This is a genomic window from Pseudogracilibacillus sp. SO10305, assembly GCF_037072005.1.
Lineage (GTDB): Bacteria > Bacillota > Bacilli > Bacillales > Amphibacillaceae > Pseudogracilibacillus > Pseudogracilibacillus intestinigallinarum.
Genome location: NZ_JAXHDE010000008.1, coordinates 60,410 through 77,971 on the forward strand (window position 1 = coordinate 60,410; position 17,562 = coordinate 77,971).

15 protein-coding genes and 1 riboswitch are annotated in these 17,562 nt (G+C 37.1%); of the genes, 11 read left to right on the plus strand and 4 right to left on the minus strand.

Annotation, left to right across the window (positions count from 1 at the left end):
• Positions 1-73 precede the first annotated feature (73 nt).
• Together trhA and SPD45_RS08105 are read left to right on the plus strand one after the other, a co-directional pair.
• A complete protein-coding gene (gene trhA / locus SPD45_RS08100) occupies positions 74-718 on the plus strand; it encodes a PAQR family membrane homeostasis protein TrhA (RefSeq protein WP_336267240.1) in 645 nt (214 codons plus the stop codon).
• Between the two features lie 188 nt (positions 719-906).
• On the plus strand, positions 907-1,572 hold the full coding sequence (locus tag SPD45_RS08105) for a phosphatase PAP2 family protein (protein ID WP_336267241.1): 666 nt from the start codon (positions 907-909) through the stop codon (positions 1,570-1,572).
• Positions 1,573-1,614: 42 nt separating this feature from the next.
• Here the strand turns inward: SPD45_RS08105 and SPD45_RS08110 are convergent, their stop codons facing one another.
• On the minus strand, positions 1,615-2,136 hold the full coding sequence (locus SPD45_RS08110; protein ID WP_336267242.1) for a type 1 glutamine amidotransferase domain-containing protein: 522 nt from the start codon (positions 2,134-2,136) through the stop codon (positions 1,615-1,617).
• 139 nt (positions 2,137-2,275) lie between these two features.
• On the opposite strand from SPD45_RS08110, the gene SPD45_RS08115 reads away from it, so the two are divergent.
• Positions 2,276-3,256 carry a diaminopimelate dehydrogenase gene (locus tag SPD45_RS08115; protein WP_336267243.1) on the plus strand — a complete coding sequence of 327 codons (981 nt, stop codon included), beginning with the start codon at positions 2,276-2,278 and terminating at the stop codon, positions 3,254-3,256.
• A gap of 112 nt (positions 3,257-3,368) precedes the next feature.
• Here SPD45_RS08115 and SPD45_RS08120 read toward each other — a convergent pair whose 3' ends face one another.
• On the minus strand, positions 3,369-4,781 hold the full coding sequence (locus SPD45_RS08120) for an amidase (RefSeq protein WP_336267244.1): 1,413 nt from the start codon (positions 4,779-4,781) through the stop codon (positions 3,369-3,371).
• Positions 4,774-4,956, minus strand: a complete 183-nt coding sequence (locus SPD45_RS08125; protein ID WP_442962008.1) for a hypothetical protein — start codon at positions 4,954-4,956, stop codon at positions 4,774-4,776. Before SPD45_RS08125 ends, SPD45_RS08120 begins: the two co-directional genes overlap by 8 nt.
• A 264-nt stretch (positions 4,957-5,220) precedes the next feature.
• Between SPD45_RS08125 and SPD45_RS08130 the strand changes: the two genes are divergently transcribed.
• The gene (locus SPD45_RS08130; RefSeq protein WP_336267246.1) at positions 5,221-7,491 is read left to right on the plus strand and encodes a transporter substrate-binding protein; all 2,271 of its coding nucleotides are present in this window, start codon (positions 5,221-5,223) and stop codon (positions 7,489-7,491) included.
• A gap of 110 nt (positions 7,492-7,601) precedes the next feature.
• Here SPD45_RS08130 and SPD45_RS08135 read toward each other — a convergent pair whose 3' ends face one another.
• A complete protein-coding gene (locus tag SPD45_RS08135; protein ID WP_336267247.1) occupies positions 7,602-8,171 on the minus strand; it encodes a hypothetical protein in 570 nt (189 codons plus the stop codon).
• 479 nt (positions 8,172-8,650) lie between these two features.
• Between SPD45_RS08135 and SPD45_RS08140 the strand changes: the two genes are divergently transcribed.
• The 7 genes from SPD45_RS08140 (at position 8,651) to SPD45_RS08170 (ending at position 17,551) form a co-directional block, all read left to right on the plus strand.
• Positions 8,651-9,940: an NCS2 family permease gene (locus tag SPD45_RS08140; RefSeq protein WP_336267248.1), complete on the plus strand. Its 1,290-nt coding sequence runs from the start codon at positions 8,651-8,653 to the stop codon at positions 9,938-9,940.
• A gap of 87 nt (positions 9,941-10,027) precedes the next feature.
• Positions 10,028-10,130: riboswitch (SAM riboswitch) on the plus strand.
• Between the two features lie 109 nt (positions 10,131-10,239).
• Positions 10,240-10,416: a DUF2292 domain-containing protein gene (locus SPD45_RS08145; RefSeq protein WP_336267249.1), complete on the plus strand. Its 177-nt coding sequence runs from the start codon at positions 10,240-10,242 to the stop codon at positions 10,414-10,416.
• A 49-nt stretch (positions 10,417-10,465) separates the two neighbouring features.
• Positions 10,466-11,575 (plus strand): PLP-dependent transferase, encoded by a 1,110-nt coding sequence (locus tag SPD45_RS08150; protein ID WP_336267250.1) that lies wholly within the window; start codon positions 10,466-10,468, stop codon positions 11,573-11,575.
• A 16-nt stretch (positions 11,576-11,591) separates the two neighbouring features.
• Positions 11,592-13,436 carry a bifunctional homocysteine S-methyltransferase/methylenetetrahydrofolate reductase gene (locus tag SPD45_RS08155; protein WP_336267251.1) on the plus strand — a complete coding sequence of 615 codons (1,845 nt, stop codon included), beginning with the start codon at positions 11,592-11,594 and terminating at the stop codon, positions 13,434-13,436.
• Positions 13,437-13,485: 49 nt separating this feature from the next.
• Entirely contained in the window at positions 13,486-15,774 is a 2,289-nt protein-coding gene (gene metE, locus SPD45_RS08160) for a 5-methyltetrahydropteroyltriglutamate--homocysteine S-methyltransferase (protein WP_336267252.1), read from the plus strand.
• Positions 15,775-15,911: 137 nt separating this feature from the next.
• Positions 15,912-16,499 (plus strand): hypothetical protein, encoded by a 588-nt coding sequence (locus SPD45_RS08165; protein WP_336267253.1) that lies wholly within the window; start codon positions 15,912-15,914, stop codon positions 16,497-16,499.
• Positions 16,500-16,849: 350 nt separating this feature from the next.
• The gene (locus SPD45_RS08170) at positions 16,850-17,551 is read left to right on the plus strand and encodes a zinc ribbon domain-containing protein (protein ID WP_336267254.1); all 702 of its coding nucleotides are present in this window, start codon (positions 16,850-16,852) and stop codon (positions 17,549-17,551) included.
• Positions 17,552-17,562: the final 11 nt, after the last annotated feature.

The window sequence follows — 17,562 nt, forward strand, 5'->3', positions numbered from 1 at the left end:
TTACCCTGTATAGAATATAGTATCTATGGTAAAATAGTTTAAATACTCTATTTCATTGTAAGGAGATGATCATATGGAGCAAATAAATATATTCTCGAAAAGAGAGGAAATAGCAAATGCTATTACACATGGTATTGGTGCATTACTAAGTGTTGTTGCACTAACGTTGTTGGTCGTTTATGCATCAATGTATGGTTCTGCTGCACATGTAGTTTCGTTTACAATTTTTGGAGTTACGATGTTAAATTTATACGTTTCATCGACATTATTACACGCACTTCCAAAAGGGAAAGCGAAAGATGTCTTTGAGATTTTGGACCATTCGTCCATTTACTTATTTATTGCAGGGACATATACACCGATAACATTAATTGTAATGGATGGTGCACTTGGATGGGTGCTATTTGGTATCGTTTGGGGAGTAACAGTTTTTGGAATTGTGTTTAAAGTATTTTTTGTGAAAAAATTTTTATTCGTTTCAACCATTTTATATATATTATTAGGTTGGCTCGTCATTATTGGATGGGATCAAATCATTTCGAATTTACACGGAAATGGTGTTACATTGCTCGTTATCGGTGGTGTTTTATATACGGTAGGAACTATCTTCTTCCTATGGCGTGGTTTTAAATATCATCATGCGATTTGGCATTTATTTGTAGTGGGAGGCTCTGTATTTCACTTTTTTGCGATATTTTTATACGTACTTCCACTGTAAGAAAATATAAATTTTATGGGCAAAACGTTTGTTTTGTCCTTTTTTTATCTGAACAAAGTCCCTTAAGAATCTGGCACTTTTAGACAATGTTATTACAATCTTATTTCAAGTTGGCTAGAACTATTGTATATATTGTATTGTTCTTGTAAAATGTAGAAAGATTTGAAGATAAAGTGTGGTGAAAGACAATGAATACAAAAAGCAAAATTCCTTTAATTGGAGCAGGTGTTTTTTTATTCCTATTTATCGTTGTAGCATTGTTAACGACTGGAACACAAGGGTTTTTATTAGATGAAAATGTTGCATATTGGGCGGACCAACAAACGAATGCTGTCTTTTTAAAATTAATGGAAATAGCATCTGTATTAGGTTCAAGTGAAATGATTTTATTAATTACCGTCATTATTGGGATTGTTTTTATCGTGAAAGGAAATTGGCGTCATTTCTTTTTCTTTTTCGTTCTCTCAGTTGGTGGGGTGCTAGTTAATTTAGGATTAAAAATGTTAGTACGTCGTGCTAGACCCGGTGATGAAATAAGTTACATAGAAGTATTTGATTTTAATTTTGAATTACAATCATACAGTTTTCCAAGTGGTCATACGATGCGCGCAACGATTTTATTGCTATTTTTAATGTATGTTGCTTTTTATTTCGGAAAACGAATGTACATGCAAATTATTGCTTACGCTATTTATGCGATTTTAATTGTGTTTGTTGCATTAAGTAGAGTGATTTTGGAGGCACATTTCTTTACAGATATTTTAGGTGCTATCATTATTTCCTTTGCATGGTTTCTCCTATGTTTTTATTTATTTTATAAACCGAAACGAGCAAGTTATTCCTTATTCTCATAAAAAATTCCCCCTCTCCACATATTTGGAGAGGGGAATTTTTTTTTATTTCGCTAATGTATCAATGAATAGTCGTAAATAGTCTGGTAAATCAGGTGGGCGGCGGCTTGAAATGATATGTCCATCGGCAATCGCAGGCTCATCTATCCAAGTTGCACCAGCATTAATCATATCATCTTTAATACCTGGTGTACTTGTGACAGTTTTTCCTTTTAAAACATCTGCTGAAACTAATACCCATCCAGCATGACAAATATGGCCGATTGGCTTTTTTGCTTCGTCCATATGCTGTACCATTTGTAACACTTCTGGAAAACGGCGTAACGAATCTGGAGCCCATCCACCAGGAATTAAAATCGCATCATAATCTTCTGCATGAATATCAGAAAATGCGTAATCTGTTACTGCCGGAACACCGTATTTTCCATAATATGTTTCGTTTGCTTTTGGACCAACTAAATCAACTTGTGCTCCTTCTTCACGTAAACGATATACAGGATACCAATGTTCTAAGTCTTCGAAGTCTTTGTCTACTAGTGCAATTACTTTTTTATCTTGTAAACGCAAATATCGTCACCCTTTCCTTTTCATACATCTAGTGTATCAAATTATGACAAACACTCAAGAGACGGGGAGACATTTTTGCACTTTTCAAAAAAAAGCGATACGATGAAGTAGACAAAAATAGATTGCAGAGGTGAAGATAGTGACAGAAAAAATAAAAGTAGGAATTATTGGATACGGAAATTTAGGACGTGGTGCGGAGCTTGCGATTAAGCAACAACGTGACATGGAATTAGTAGCAGTCTTTTCGAGAAGAGGAAAAGTTGATACGTTTGATGAACAAATTCCATCCTATCATATTGATGAAGTGGAAAAATTTACTGATAAAATTGATGTCATGATTTTATGTGGGGGTTCTGCGACAGACTTGCCAGAACAAACACCACATTTTTCGACAATGTTTAATACGGTAGATAGTTATGATACACATGCAAAAATACCGGAGCATTTTGCAGCAGTAAATGAGGCCGCAGAAAAAGCCGGAAAAGTAAGTGTTATTTCTGTTGGTTGGGATCCAGGTTTATTTTCAATAAATCGTGTCATGGCGGAAGCGGTTTTAGCGGAAGGAAATACGTATACGTTTTGGGGAAAAGGTTTAAGTCAAGGGCACTCTGATGCCGTTCGTCGTGTGGAAGGTGTAAAAAATGGCGTTCAATACACGCTCCCTTCTGAAACGGCAATGGATCGTGTTAGAAATGGAGAAAATCCCGATTTAGCAACTGCAGAAAAACATAAACGAGAATGTTATGTTGTGTTAGAAGATGGTGCGAGCGCGGATGAGGTTGCACATACAATTAAGACAATGCCGAACTATTTTGATGAATATGAAACAGAAGTACACTTTATAACGGAAGAGGAATTACTTCGTGATCATAGCGCAATGCCACATGGTGGGTTTGTTATCCACAGTGGAAAAACAGGCGCAGGTTCTAATCAAATTGTCGAATTCAGTCTGAAGTTAGATAGTAACCCTGAATTTACAGCTAGTGTCCTTGTTGCATATGCACGTGCTGCTCATAGGCTTTCACAAGAAGGACAGGCAGGGGCGAAAACTGTCTATGATATTGGGCCAGGATATATCCATCCAGATTCTCCGGCTGATTTACGTAAAAAATATTTATAATATTAAGAGGGACAAGGCGAAGTGTTCATGCTTTGTCACTTTTTTTAAAAAATTGTAAACGAAAAAACAGCACGGCAAACCACATAAAGGTTCGCCGTGCTATTTTAAACATTTATTTTAAGAGAGCAGGCTTTTTTCCGCCCATTGGATTCGTTTTTTCAAATGCATATCCCGCATTCAAAATTGCTGCTTCGCCGAAAGCTGGTCCCATAATTTGGAGGCCGACAGGAAGTCCTTTACTGAAACCGCATGGGACTGATAATCCTGGCAATCCTGTTAAATTTCCGGGTCCAGTGAAACGGATAATATTATCAATTAAATCTACCTTTTTACCGTTTAAATCTGCCCAATCATCCCCAATATCATTTGGTAAAACTGGCAATGTCGGCATCATCATAATATCCACTTCTTCAAATGCTTTCGTAAACTCGTGTTTTAATTGTCTTCTAACTTGTTGTGCTTGCAAGTAATCAACAGCAGAAGGCAATTCACCTAGTTCGAATAACATTCGGATGTCATGCCCGAAATCATCCGGTCTCGTTAGCATGTCGCTATGATGAATGGCAGATGCCTCAGATAATGATGTAACAAGTTCCGCCCATTCTGCATATTTCAACATTGGAATTTTAACTTCCTTCGTTGTTGCTCCTTGGTCTACAAGAGTTTGAATTGCTCCGCGCACTAATGTTTCAATTTCATCATCTACTTCATTAAAGAAATAGTCTTCGTTAATACCGATAACTAACCCTTTTACATCTCCAGTAACTTTTGCAAGATAATTTTCTTCCGGAACTTTCACAGATGTCGGGTCCTTTTTATCGTATCCAGCAATAACTTGTAAAAGCCCTGCGGCATCCTTTACTGTTTGTGTCATTGGACCAACATGGTCAAGCGTCCAAGCTAATGGATATACTCCATACTTACTAACGAGCCCATGTGTTTGTTTTAACCCGACTATTCCACAAGCAGACGAAGGGATTCGGATAGATCCAGCAGTATCTGTACCTAAAGAAGCGACAGTTGAACCTACTGCAACGGCAGCACCAGATCCACCACTAGAACCACCAGGAATTTTTTCATAATTCCACGGATTTTTAACTGCTCCATAATGTGGGTTATTGTTCGTAATTCCCCAAGCATATTCATGCATACTTAGTTTCCCTGTAAATACGACACCGGCTTCACGTAGTTTTGTAATGACTGTCGCATCGTGATTGGAAACAAAATCTTTATGAATTTTTGAAGACATCGTCGATACTTTGTCTTTAAAATAGACATTATCTTTAATCGCCATTGGAATTCCGTGATACATACCACGGTATGTACCGTTAGCAATTTCTTCTTCTGCTTTTTTCGCATTTTCTAACGCATCTTCACGATACACTTCCATAAATGCATTAATAGTACCTTCCGTTTTTTCTGTATGATCTAAAATTGCTTCTGTTAATTCAACAGGTGATATTTCCTTCTTTTCGATAAGTGGTGCTAAAGTTTCTACTGGTTTTCCAATTAAATCTTTACTCAACATGGTCACCCCCTGGAATATTTCGTAAGCTAATATCTGCATCATCGATGTTTGCGCCTTTTAAATCACTGCGGAGTTCCTTCATGCCTTTCCATCTTTGTTCTAAAATTTCAAGATGTTCATCTCGAGGCTTAATACCTTTATTTTCTAATAGTTCTTTTACAGATAAAGCCAATTGAACCACTCCTTTATAATTTTTTTATTGCACTAAATAGTAATGCAAGTTTCATGCCAAAGTTTGCGAAATGAATAATCAAATGCGAAAAGTACTATGATAAAAGGGAAAATTTGTTTCAACTATTGCATCAGTGAGATGTTCACGATAAAATTATATGTACGTAGATTATTTATATGTATCAAAATGAAACCGTTTTCTTAAAATGGGACACTCCATGTTGTATCTTAAGAAAGTATGCAAAATGAATAAGGAGGAAAGGAAATGCACATAAAGGTAGGTTTATTATTTTCGTTAACAGGTACAACGTCATTAACTGAAAAGGGCCAGTTCGATGCGGCATTATTTGCGACGGAACAGTTTAAAGAGGCAGGATATGATGTTGAAGTGATGACAGAAGATATTGCATCAGACCCATATAGAGCAAAAGAATGTGCTGAAAAACTTGCACAGCAAGGTGTGAAGATATTCATTGGTTGTTATACGTCTGCATGTAGGAAGGCGATCTTACCTATTTTAGAAAAATACGATTGTTTACTCGTGTATCCAACGCTTTATGAAGGAGAAGAAGACCACCAACATGTGTTTTATACAGGGGAAGTTCCGAATCAGCAAGTTCATACATTGATTGATTATTTGATGTCTCATTACGGTAAAAATATATACTTAATTGGAAATGACTATATTTATCCGAAAGAAACGAATGACCAAGTAAGAGAATATGTTCGAAAAAAAGGTGGAAATATTGTTCAAGAAAATTATGTCCCTTTTGGCCATAAAGAGTTTTATCAGACTGTACAAGATATTATTTTACAAAAACCGGATGCCATTTTTTCCACGCTTGTTGGACAAAGTGTCGTTTCATTTTATGAGACGTATGCTCGCATGCAATTGAATCCGAAGACAATGCCTATTTTTAGTCCAATTACGAAAGAAACGGAAATAGAAGCGATGGGTTCTGTAGTTGGGGCAGGGCATTATAGTTCCGCTAGTTACTTTCAATCTCTCGATCATCCAGCGAATTCATCTTTTATTCAAGCATTTCACTCTTTTACTAAAGACGACAGACCGATCTCGTCTGTTATGTTTAACACATATATTGGTACGAAAATTATTTTGGATGCGATAATCGAAATAAAAAGTGTATCAAAGGAAGCCATTTTTACTTCATTACATGGGAAAACGATGGATTCTGCATGTGGTGCATTAAAAATTGATCAAAGAAGTCACTTGACAAGACCGATGCGTATTGGAAAAGTGATGCAAGATGGACAATTTGATATCGTTTGGGATTCAGCACAAAACATCCGTCCGAAGCCATATATTAAAGAAGTGATATTAAAACGTCCTGTAAATGAATTAATATTGCGTGCTTGGGGCGAAGTGAGTAGTGAGGCGATTGTCGCGATATCCGGAGATCGGAAGGTGCAATTTTTAAGTCGCAAGGCGAAAGAACTTACAAACTTACGAAAAGGGGACACCATTACACCGAGTGTGTTGCAACAATTACAGCAGCAATTTTATATTGATTCGTACGCGGCGAAGGAAAAAGAGCTATGGTTAGTGAAAGCAAAACGGAAAATTACGACACCATATCAACAATTTGGACTCATCCGTACGAAAAATGAAGCATTCCAACATGAATTAAAAACAGCAAAAATAGCCGCTAATTCTATTGCGAATGTATTAATTTTAGGAGAAACGGGTACTGGAAAAGAAGTATTAGCTAGAGCAATCCATGAAATGAGTGCGAGAAAAGATGAGCCATTTGTCGCAATTAATATGGCAGCGTTACCGAAAGAGTTATTATTAAGTGAATTATTCGGATATGCGGAAGGAGCTTTTACTGGAGCGAAACGTGGCGGTGCTGTCGGTAAATTTGAAGCGGCACATAAGGGGACACTTTTTTTAGATGAAATTGGGGACATGCCATTTGAATTCCAAGCAACATTACTTCGGGCAATTGAAACAAAAAAAATTACACGAGTCGGGGATGTAGCCGAACGTGACGTTGATATCCGTATTATTGCAGCGACTAATCGTAATTTAGAGGAAGAAATCGCCTATAATGATGCGTTCAGATCTGATTTATTTTATCGGTTAAATGTTTTATCAATTCATATTCCAGCATTGCGGGATAGGGTAGAAGATATCGAATTGCTAGCACATCATTTTCTACAATTGTTTGCCCAGGAATATGGAGATGGACCAGAGTCGATTACTGGTGAAGTTATTCAGCAAATTTTACAATATCCGTGGCCTGGAAATATTCGGGAGTTACGCAATATGATGGAACGCGCATACTTACTAGCGAAAAGTGATGGGACAAATATTCAAGTCGAGCATTTACCAGCACAGTTAATGCATTATTATCAACGAAAACAACATCACTCACTATCACTAAAAGATGTAGAAAAAAAGATGATTGCCGAAGCATTGGAAACCTCTAATAATATTAAAGAGGCTTCAGAAAAATTGGGAATTGGTAGAAGCACTCTCTATCGTAAAATGAAAGAATTCAAAATGACAAACTAAGAGGATTAGGGGATGGGAGGTCCAAGGTAATATGTGAATTACCTTGGATTTCATTATGTCAAAAATAATTCCGCAAGTTCTCGGGGGAATCTGGGTGCACTTGCGGATATCTAGTTTAATTCCGCAAATTGTCGTGAAAATCCCGTTACACTTGCGGATATATGGTGCAATTCCGCAAGTTCTCTTGAAAATCCCGTTACACTTGCGAATATATGGTTTAATTCCGCAAGTTGTCGTGAAAATCCCGTTACACTTGCGAATATATGGTGCAATTCCGCAAGTTGTCGTGAAAATCCCGTTACACTTGCGAATATATGGTTTAATTCCGCAAGTTGTCGTGAAAATCCCGTTACACTTGCGAATATATGGTATAATTCCGCAAGTTCTCGGAGAAACCCCGCTACACTTGCGAATATATGGTTTAATTCCGCAAGTTCTCTTGAAAATCCCGTTACACTTGCGAATATATGGTTTAATTCCGCAAGTTCTCTTGAAAATCCCGTTACACTTGCGAATATATGGTGCAATTCCGCAAGTTCTCTTGAAAATCCCGTTACACTTGCGAATATATGGTTTAATTCCGCAAGTTGTCTTGAAAACCCCGTTACACTTGCGAATATCTGGTATAATTCCGCAAGTTTTCGTGAAAATCCCGTCACACTTGCGAATATATGGTGCAATTCCGCAAGTTATCAGAGAAACCCCGCTACACTTGCGAATATATGGTTTAATTCCACAAGTTGCCGCGAAAATCCCGTTACACTTGCGAATATCCAGCTTATCCTCGCAGAAGGTCCGCAAGTCCCCGCAAATCCCTTCAGTCCTTCCCCTCCACTTCAACCATCAACCGCGAAAACCCTAAACGAACAACATTCAAATTTCGACAATTTTCTCCCTTATGTTTTAAGGAAGAATTGGGAAAAGTAAAAGTATGACAAAATATTGGAAAATGCGACAAAATCATTGAAGTTTACGGTGACATTTATTATGATGTTCTACGTGTGTGAAAAAGAACATACAAAGGTTTGACCGACATTAAAGAATCAACAAAATATAAGACGATTTTTCGATGAAAACGACATAGCCGTCTCAAATGAAAAAACATCTTACAACATATGGGCATGCCTCTGTAAATTTAAAGACACAAAGGGAGTTTATCATGGAAAACTTTTTTAAAATGAAAGAGTTAGGCACGAATATTCGAACAGAGTTTTTAGCGGGAATGACAACGTTTTTAACGATGTCATATATAATTGTAGTAAACCCTGCTATTTTATCTGCAGCGGGTGTGCCGTTTGATCAAGTGTTTATTGCAACAATTGCGTCTGCGGTAATTGGAACGCTCATTATGGCTTTTTTCGGAAATTATCCGATTGCTATTGCACCTGGAATGGGGATGAACGCTTATTTTGTAAGTGTTGTAGCTACACAAGGCGTTTCCTATCAAGCAGTTTTTGGTGCAGTGTTTGTATCAGGGATTATCTTTTTATTATTAACATTTACAAAGTTTCGCCAAGTACTAATTGAATCGATTCCAGATTCATTGAAATATGGGGTAACAGCAGGAATTGGCTTATTTATCGCATTTTTAGGATTGAAAATGGCAGGACTTGTTGTTCCAAATGAGGAAACATTAGTGTCATTTGGAGACTTGTCGATTCCAGAGACACAATTAGCGGTTTTTGGTATTGTGATCACTTTAATTTTAGTTGCTAGAAATGTAAAAGGTGCTTTATTTATAGGGATGGCGATCACAGCAATTACGGGATATATTTTTAACTTATTAACGATTGATGGCTTTATATCTGCACCACCAGCTCCAATCTTTTTTGATTTAGATATCGGTGGTGTTGTTCAACATGGATTGTACGGAGTAATTTTTGCATTTTTACTTGTCACTATTTTTGATACGACAGGAACGATGATTGGAGTAGCGGAACAAGCAGGTTTAATGAAAAATGGTAAGTTTCCGCGTGCACGTGCGGCGTTAACAGCTGATGCGATTGCAACAACTGTTGGTTCGACATTAGGTTCTACACCATCATCCGCTTATGTTGAGTCATCTTCAGGTGTAGCAGTTGGGGGAAGAACAGGTTTTACGACATTGGTTGTCGCTTTACTATTTTTAGTTTCACTTTTATTTTCCCCATTAGTTGCTGCGATTTCGTCTTTATCAGCAGTAACAGCACCAGCACTTATTATCGTTGGAAGTTATATGTTATTTGGACTTTCTAATATTAAGTGGAATGAATTTGATGAAGCATTTCCGACATTTATTGTCGTTTTAATGATGCCTCTAACATCGAGTATCGCAACAGGAATTGCAGTAGGGTTTATCACTTATCCTTTATTAAAATTAGTAACTGGTAAAGGGAAAGAAGTGCACCCAATGCTCTATATATTCGGGGTTATCTTTATTATTCAAATGATCTTTTTCCCAGCTCATTAAAAAAGTTTCACGAAATTATTTGACAGTTCTAATAAATCTGTGTATAGTATTATTCAACATCAAAAATTAAATAAAAAGTTTTACATTTTCTTATCCAGAGAGGTGGAGGGACTGGCCCTACGAAGCCTCGGCAACAGACTTGACTAGTACTGTGCCAATTCCAGCAAGCTTTTAGTTTGAAAGATAAGAAGAGTCGAGACAATATATGTATATTCGAACCTCTTCTTAATCAGGAAGAGGTTTTTTAATTGGAAAAATTCTTCGTCTTCATGAAAAAATGGTTAAAGGTGTGAGGAGAAATGAGTCGTTTACAGGAAGCACATATTAAGTTTCTCGAGAGACATTTAGCGGATTTAGAAAATGGAACAATCACATTAACAGTTCATGATGGATATGTCGCTAGAATTGAAAAACAAGAAAACACATTATTTGATGAACAAGAGAAGTTATCAGAAAAAGAAATTATTTCTACATAAATTTTATTCAGAAAAATCATATTATTCAATTATTTTAGGGGGAAATAAAATGACAGACCGATGTAGACAAGAAACTTTTTTAGTGCAAATTGGAAATAATCGTGATGAGCATTTTCGAGCAGTAAGTACACCGATTTATTTTTCAACAGCATTTCGCCACGAGGAAATCGGACTGCAAGATGGATATGACTATATCCGTACAGGGAATCCAACCCGAACAGTACTAGAAGAAGCTGTAGCAGAATTAGAAAAGGGGGATAAAGCATTTGCGACATCATCTGGAATGTCGGCAGTACAACTCGTATTTTCTTTATTTGAAAAAGGTGATCATATTATTTCTTCTAGAGATATTTATGGTGGGAACTTCCGACTTTTCGAGATTTTCGAGAAAAAATATGGTTTTGAATTCTCTTATTGGGACGGAAAAGATTACGAGGAATTAGAAACATTAAAACGAGAAAATACGAAGGCAATATTTATTGAAACACCAACAAATCCTTTAATGCAAACAGTTAAATTATCGAAAATATCCGAGTTTTCACATAAGAATGATCTTCTACATATCGTCGATAATACTTTGTATACACCGTATATACAACGACCGATTGAAGAGGGAGCAGACATTGTCATCCATAGTGCAACAAAGTATTTGGCTGGACATAATGATGTGTTGGCAGGACTTGTTATAGCAAAAGGGGAGGAAGTTTGTGAAGAGCTTAGCTTTTTACATAATTCCATTGGAGCAGTATTAGCTCCATACGATTGTTGGAGCCTGATTCGTGGAATGAAAACTTTAGCATTAAGAATGAGGCAACATGAACGAAATGCAAAACATGTTATCGACTTTTTACAAGACCATCCACTCGTCACAAATGTGTATTATCCAGGAAGGGGCGGTATGTTAAGTTTTGAAATTATAAATGAAAATCTTGTGGAACCATTTTTAAAAGCATTACAAGTTTTCACGTTTGCGGAGAGTCTTGGAGGCGTAGAAAGTTTCCTTACATACCCGGTTACGCAAACACATATGGATATACCGGAAGAAGTAAGGTTAAGCTATGGTTTATCAAATCGACTACTTCGTGCTTCAGTCGGTGTAGAACATGAAGAAGATTTAGTAAATGATTTAGCACGTGCATTTGAGCAAATTCGTACATGAGAGGTGAAGTGATCCGATGAGTTTGTTAAAAGATTTAGAGAAAAAAGTGTTAATTGCAGATGGAGCAATGGGGACGATTTTATATGCGAATGGTGTTGGACGTTGTTTTGAGGAATTGAACTTAACACATCCAGATCAAATCCAGAATGTTCATGAAACATATATCGCAGCAGGGGCCGAAGTGATTCAAACGAACACATATGGAGCCAATTATATTAAGCTGGCAAGATATGGCCTGGAAGAACAAGTGAAAAAAATTAATGAGCAAGCAGTCCAAATTGCGAAACGTGCGAGTAATGGTCGGGCACATATTCTCGGAAATATTGGTGGAATATATGGCGGCCAAACATTGAATGAAAGTGAAGATGAAATCAAAAGAAGCTTCCGGGAGCAGTTATATTGCTTATTACTAGAAGGTGTCGATGGATTAATTTTAGAAACGTATTATAGCCTAGACGAGTTAAGGACGGTTTTACAAATTGCACGGGAAGAGACAGATTTACCAATTATTACAAACGTCTCGATGCATGAACCGGGAGTGTTAGAAGATGGAACAGCTTTACACGATGCATTACGACAGCTAGAGGGATTAGGTGCCAATATCGTTGGGATTAACTGTCGACTAGGTCCATCACAAATGGTAACTTCACTAGAAACAGTACCATTATTAGACCATGCATATTTAGCAGCATATCCGAATGCTAGTTTGCCAGCTTATCGAGATGGTATTTTATTTTACGAAAACGAACCAGATTATTTCAAAACATGTGCAACACAGTTACGGGATCAAGGAGTTCGGCTAATTGGTGGATGTTGTGGAACGACACCCGAACATGTAAGAGCCTTGGCGGAAGGGGTCAAAGATTTAACGCCAATTACAGAAAAAGAAGTTCGTAAAGTCGAACAAATTGAAGTTTTACGAGAAAGAAAGCGGACGGAAAAAACGATTCCTGAATTAGCGAAGGAGAGACCGACGATTATCGTTGAGCTAGATGCGCCAAAACATTTAGATGTGGAAGGATATTTCGAAGGTGCAAAAGCATTGCATGAAGCTGGTGCAGATGCAATTACTTTAGCAGATAATTCATTAGCATCGCCGAGAATTAGTAATCTAGCTATGGCAGTAAAGTTAAAAGAGCAAGGGATTCGACCACTCGTACATTTAACATGTCGTGATCGCAATTTAATTGGATTACAATCACATTTATTAGGGCTTCATACATTAGGGATTAATGAAATGCTTGCAATTACAGGGGATCCGACAAAGATTGGTGACTTTCCTGGAGCTACTTCCGTTTTCGATGTGAACTCTTTTAAATTGATTGAATTAATTAAAAAAGGAAACAACGGTATTTCTTTTTCAGGAAACTCTTTACGTGAAAAAACGGCATTTAGTGTTGCGGCAGCATTTAATCCAAACGTTGCCAATGTTGAGAAAGCTGTACAACGTATGGAAAGAAAAATTACGAGTGGTGCCGATTATATTTTAACGCAACCGGTATACGATGTAGAGAAGATTACCGAATTAAAGGAAGCGACGAATCATATTGATACGCCTATTTTTTTAGGTATTATGCCTCTTACTTCTACGAAAAATGCAGAATTTTTGCATAATGAAGTACCAGGGATTAAATTGACTGACGATGTTCGTGAACGAATGAGAGCTGTCGCAGATGACCGGGCTCGTTCGACGGCAGAGAGTATCGCGATTTCAAAAGAATTAGTGGATGAAGCATTAAAACATTTTAACGGAATTTATTTAATTACACCGTTTATGCGTTATGACATTACAGTTGAATTAGTTCAATATATCCGTGAAAAAACTGGTGTAAAACAAAATGTAGCAGTAGTAGATTCATAGGAAACTATATTAAATATAAATAGGATAAAATTAATTGGAGGAAAAAAACATGTCAAACATTAAAAGTTCGAACTTAGGGTACCCGAGAATTGGAGAAAACAGGGAATGGAAAAGAGCGTTAGAAAGTTACTGGAATGGAGAAAGTACACAAGAAGAATTAATAGCTAAAACAGATGATATTCGCTTAAATAATTTAAAGAAGCAAAAAGAACAAGGGGTAGACTTAATTCCAGTAGGTGATTTTTCATTATATGACCATGTGTTAGATACATCTGCGACATTTGGTATTGTCCCTGAACGTTACGATTATAACGGTGGAAAAGTGGATGTTGATACATACTTTGCGATTGCTCGTGGGGTAGACAATGCTGTGGCATCTGAAATGACAAAATGGTTTAACACAAACTATCATTACATCGTTCCAGAATTAAACGGAGCAACGCCCACATTAGTTGATAACCGTGCATTACGTTTTTACAATGAAGCGAAAGAAAAATTAGGTATTGATGGAAAGCCTGTATTATTAGGACCGATCACATATGTAAAACTTGCAAAAGGATATGAAGAGAATGAATTCGAAGCAATCGTTGAAAAATTCGTTCCATTGTACGTGCAAATTTTACAAGAGTTAGAGGAAGCTGGAGCGTCTTGGGTACAAATTGACGAACCGATTTTCTCTACGGATGTTGCGGAAGAAGTAGTTGCCTTAGCAGAAAAGGTGTATGCTCAGTTTGCAGAAAAGGCACCTAATATTCAAATAATTTTCCAAACGTATTTTGAGAAAGTATTCCATTATGAGCGTATCGTTAACTTACCTGTAAAAGCAATCGGGTTAGACTTTGTGCATGGTGACTCCTTAAATGCTTTAAAGATGAATGGATTCCCAAAAGATAAAGTGTTAGCAGCAGGAATTGTAGATGGACGTAACGTATGGCGTGCAAATTTAGAGGAAAAATTAACGACATTAGAAACGATTAAACAATTCGTAAATGAAGAGCAATTAATCGTGCAACCATCATCTTCTTTATTACACGTACCAGTTACGAAAACTTTAGAGAAGAAAATTGACCCAGTGATTTTAGGTGGACTATCATTTGCGGACGAAAAGTTATTTGAGATCGTTACATTAACGAAAGGCTTAAAAGAAGGCAGAGAAGCGGTACAGGATACATTAGCAAAAGCGGCAGAAGAACTGAATAGTTTACAGGCAGAATATCGTTCAAATGATGAAGTACGTGATGCTGTTGCTGGATTATCAAAAGCTGATGCAGACCGTGACTTACCTTTTGCAGAGCGAATTAAATTACAAGATGAAAAATTACAATTGCCATTATTGCCGACGACAACTATTGGTAGTTTGCCACAAACTCCAGAAGTAAGGGGAACACGTACGAAATGGAGAAAAGGTGAAATTACAGATGCGCAATATGAAGCGTTTGTTAATGGAGAAATTAAACGTTGGATTGAAATCCAAGAAGATCTTGATATCGATGTACTCGTTCATGGAGAGTTTGAGCGTAATGACATGGTGGAATACTTCGGTGAAAAGTTAAATGGATTTAGTGTAACAGAATATGGTTGGGTTCAGTCGTATGGTTCACGTTGTGTAAAACCGCCATTAATTTTTGGAGATGTATCATGGGCTGGTCCAATGACTGTAAAGGAAAGTGTGTATGCACAATCTTTATCAGACCGTTTCGTCAAAGGAATGTTAACAGGACCTGTCACAATTTTAAACTGGTCATTTGTACATGATACAACACCTCGTTACGAAATTATGAAACAAATTGCTTTAGCTCTACAAAAAGAAATTACAGCATTAGAAGAAGCGGGCATTAAAATTATTCAAGTGGATGAACCGGCATTACGTGAAGGATTACCATTAGATCATGCTAAATGGGAGGAATATTTAGAGGAATCGGCATATGCATTTAGATTATCAAATGCAAAAGCCGAAAATGATACACAAATTCATACGCACATGTGTTATTCGAACTTCGAAGACATTTTTGAATGTATCGATGATTTAGATGCAGACGTTATTTCCATTGAAACTTCCCGAAGCCACGGAAACTTAGTTTCTACTTTTGAAGACAACACATACACGAAGGAAATTGGTTTAGGGGTATATGATATTCATAGCCCGAGAATTCCTTCAGTCGATGAATTAAAACAAAATATCGATCGTGCATTACAGACGATTTCACCGAAACAGTTCTGGGTAAACCCTGACTGTGGACTGAAAACTCGTAAAGAACAAGAAACGATTGATGCATTAAGAGTAATGGTTCAAGCGGCAAAAGATACACGTGAAAAATTAAGCGCTGTACCGAAGTAATAATGTGCTGAAGGTAGTTTAAACAAATCTTAAGGAAAATGGTCATGTTTATGTTGAAAATAAACATGGCCATTTATGCATTTGAAGATGACTGGTTTTGCCGGAGGTTCTAAGTAGCTTTTTTCGTAGTATTAAAAATGCCACCTATCGGGATAAAGTTGCAAGAATGTGGCTTGAAGTTGCAAGAATGTGGCTTGAAGTTGCAAGAATGTGGCTCGAAGTTGCAAGAATATGGCCCGCAGTTGCAAGAATATGGCTCGCAGTTGCAAGAATGCGGCTCGAAGTTGCAAGAATGTGGCTCGCAGTTGCAAGAATATGGCTCGCAGTTGCAAGAATATGGCTCGCAGTTGCAAGAATGCGGCTCGAAGTTGCAAGAATATGGCTCGCAGTTGCAAGAATACGGTTCGCAGTTGCAAGAATGTGGCTCGAAGTTGCAAGAATATGGCCCGCAGTTGCAAGAATATGACCTGAAGTTGCAAGAATACGGGCCAAAGTTGCAAGAATACGGCTCGAAGTTGCAAGAATACAGTTCGAAGTTGCAAGAATACAGTTCGAAGTTGCGAGAATACAGCTTAAAGTTGCAAGAATATGGCCCGAAGTTGCAAGAATGCGGCCCGAAGTTGCAAGAATATGGCCCGAAGTTGCAAGAATATGGCTTGAAGTTGCAAGAATGCGGCTCGCAGTTGCAAGAATACAACCCCAAAACTGCAAGAACGCAATCATAAAGCCCAATCTCCTTCCTTACAAAGCGGAAATAGGAAGTAATGATGCATAAGGGATACAGTTCAGTGAGCCTTTAAGGTTGAGATCGGTAACAAAGGCTTTCAGCCGCAAAGTAAACTACCAGTTCAGTTGTGTCCCCATAAGTTAGAGTTTTGATTTTGGAGATTTTTATAAGTATCCCTTAAATATAGAACTTCAATCAATATCTTCCCATATACATCAGGGAAATTTCTAATTATGAGTCATGATATGAATGAGCCTAAAGCCCCTGATTACTTTTAACTTTTGTACAAAATATGGATGAAAAATGGTATAATTTACGGTAACGTTAAAATGTAAGGAGGGGACTTTCATGCGAAAATGTTATGCATGTGATAATGAAACAGGCGATAGTTTATACTGTTTACATTGTGGTGCATTGCAAAAATGTTTAAATTGTAATCATATATTTGAAACAGATAGTAAGTTTTGCGGTGAATGTGGAACAGAAAAAGGAAAAAAAGCGCAACAACAAGAACATAGTTTAAATGAACAACAATCAATACATAATGAAAATCAGCCTGTAGCACACGCATCTAGTGCAACGGCGGTAAATCAGTCATCTAATGGTGCAGTACCAGTAAATCAAGCGAACGCACAACAACCAGCTAAAAAATCCTTGAATGTAAAATGGGTAATAGGTATTGTTGCGGTCATTGCTATAGCGGCAGCATTATATTTCTTTGTATTCAATAATGCCCAAGGAACACCAGAAGAAACGGTGGAAAATTTTATTTCTGCAATGGACGCACATAAAAATGAAAAAATGGAAGCATTAATTCGTCCATCAAATCGTAAAGAATTGATGGAAGATGTTGACTTTACTGATTTACCTGCTGATACTCGTTTTGAGTTTTTAGGGGTTGGTGAAGTTGATTTTGAATCAGATAGCATTGCATATGTCGAGGCAGATGTGAGAATTTCTTCTAAAACAGAAGGGGAATCAGATTCTATATACTTTGATTTTGAATTATTAAAAATTAAAAGCAAATGGTATATCGTAGACATTTATTAAAAATTACATAA

Excerpts from the sequence above, each read along its gene's own strand:
- trhA (WP_336267240.1), top strand. The coding sequence starts at position 74 with ATGGAGCAAATAAATATATTCTCGAAAAGAGAGGAAATAGCAAATGCT.
- SPD45_RS08105 (WP_336267241.1), top strand. The coding sequence starts at position 907 with ATGAATACAAAAAGCAAAATTCCTTTAATTGGAGCAGGTGTTTTTTTA.
- SPD45_RS08130 (WP_336267246.1), top strand. The coding sequence starts at position 5,221 with ATGCACATAAAGGTAGGTTTATTATTTTCGTTAACAGGTACAACGTCA.
- SPD45_RS08140 (WP_336267248.1), top strand. The coding sequence starts at position 8,651 with ATGGAAAACTTTTTTAAAATGAAAGAGTTAGGCACGAATATTCGAACA.
- SPD45_RS08145 (WP_336267249.1), top strand. The coding sequence starts at position 10,240 with ATGAGTCGTTTACAGGAAGCACATATTAAGTTTCTCGAGAGACATTTA.
- SPD45_RS08150 (WP_336267250.1), top strand. The coding sequence starts at position 10,466 with ATGACAGACCGATGTAGACAAGAAACTTTTTTAGTGCAAATTGGAAAT.
- SPD45_RS08155 (WP_336267251.1), top strand. The coding sequence starts at position 11,592 with ATGAGTTTGTTAAAAGATTTAGAGAAAAAAGTGTTAATTGCAGATGGA.
- metE (WP_336267252.1), top strand. The coding sequence starts at position 13,486 with ATGTCAAACATTAAAAGTTCGAACTTAGGGTACCCGAGAATTGGAGAA.
- SPD45_RS08165 (WP_336267253.1), top strand. The coding sequence starts at position 15,912 with ATGCCACCTATCGGGATAAAGTTGCAAGAATGTGGCTTGAAGTTGCAA.
- SPD45_RS08170 (WP_336267254.1), top strand. The coding sequence starts at position 16,850 with ATGCGAAAATGTTATGCATGTGATAATGAAACAGGCGATAGTTTATAC.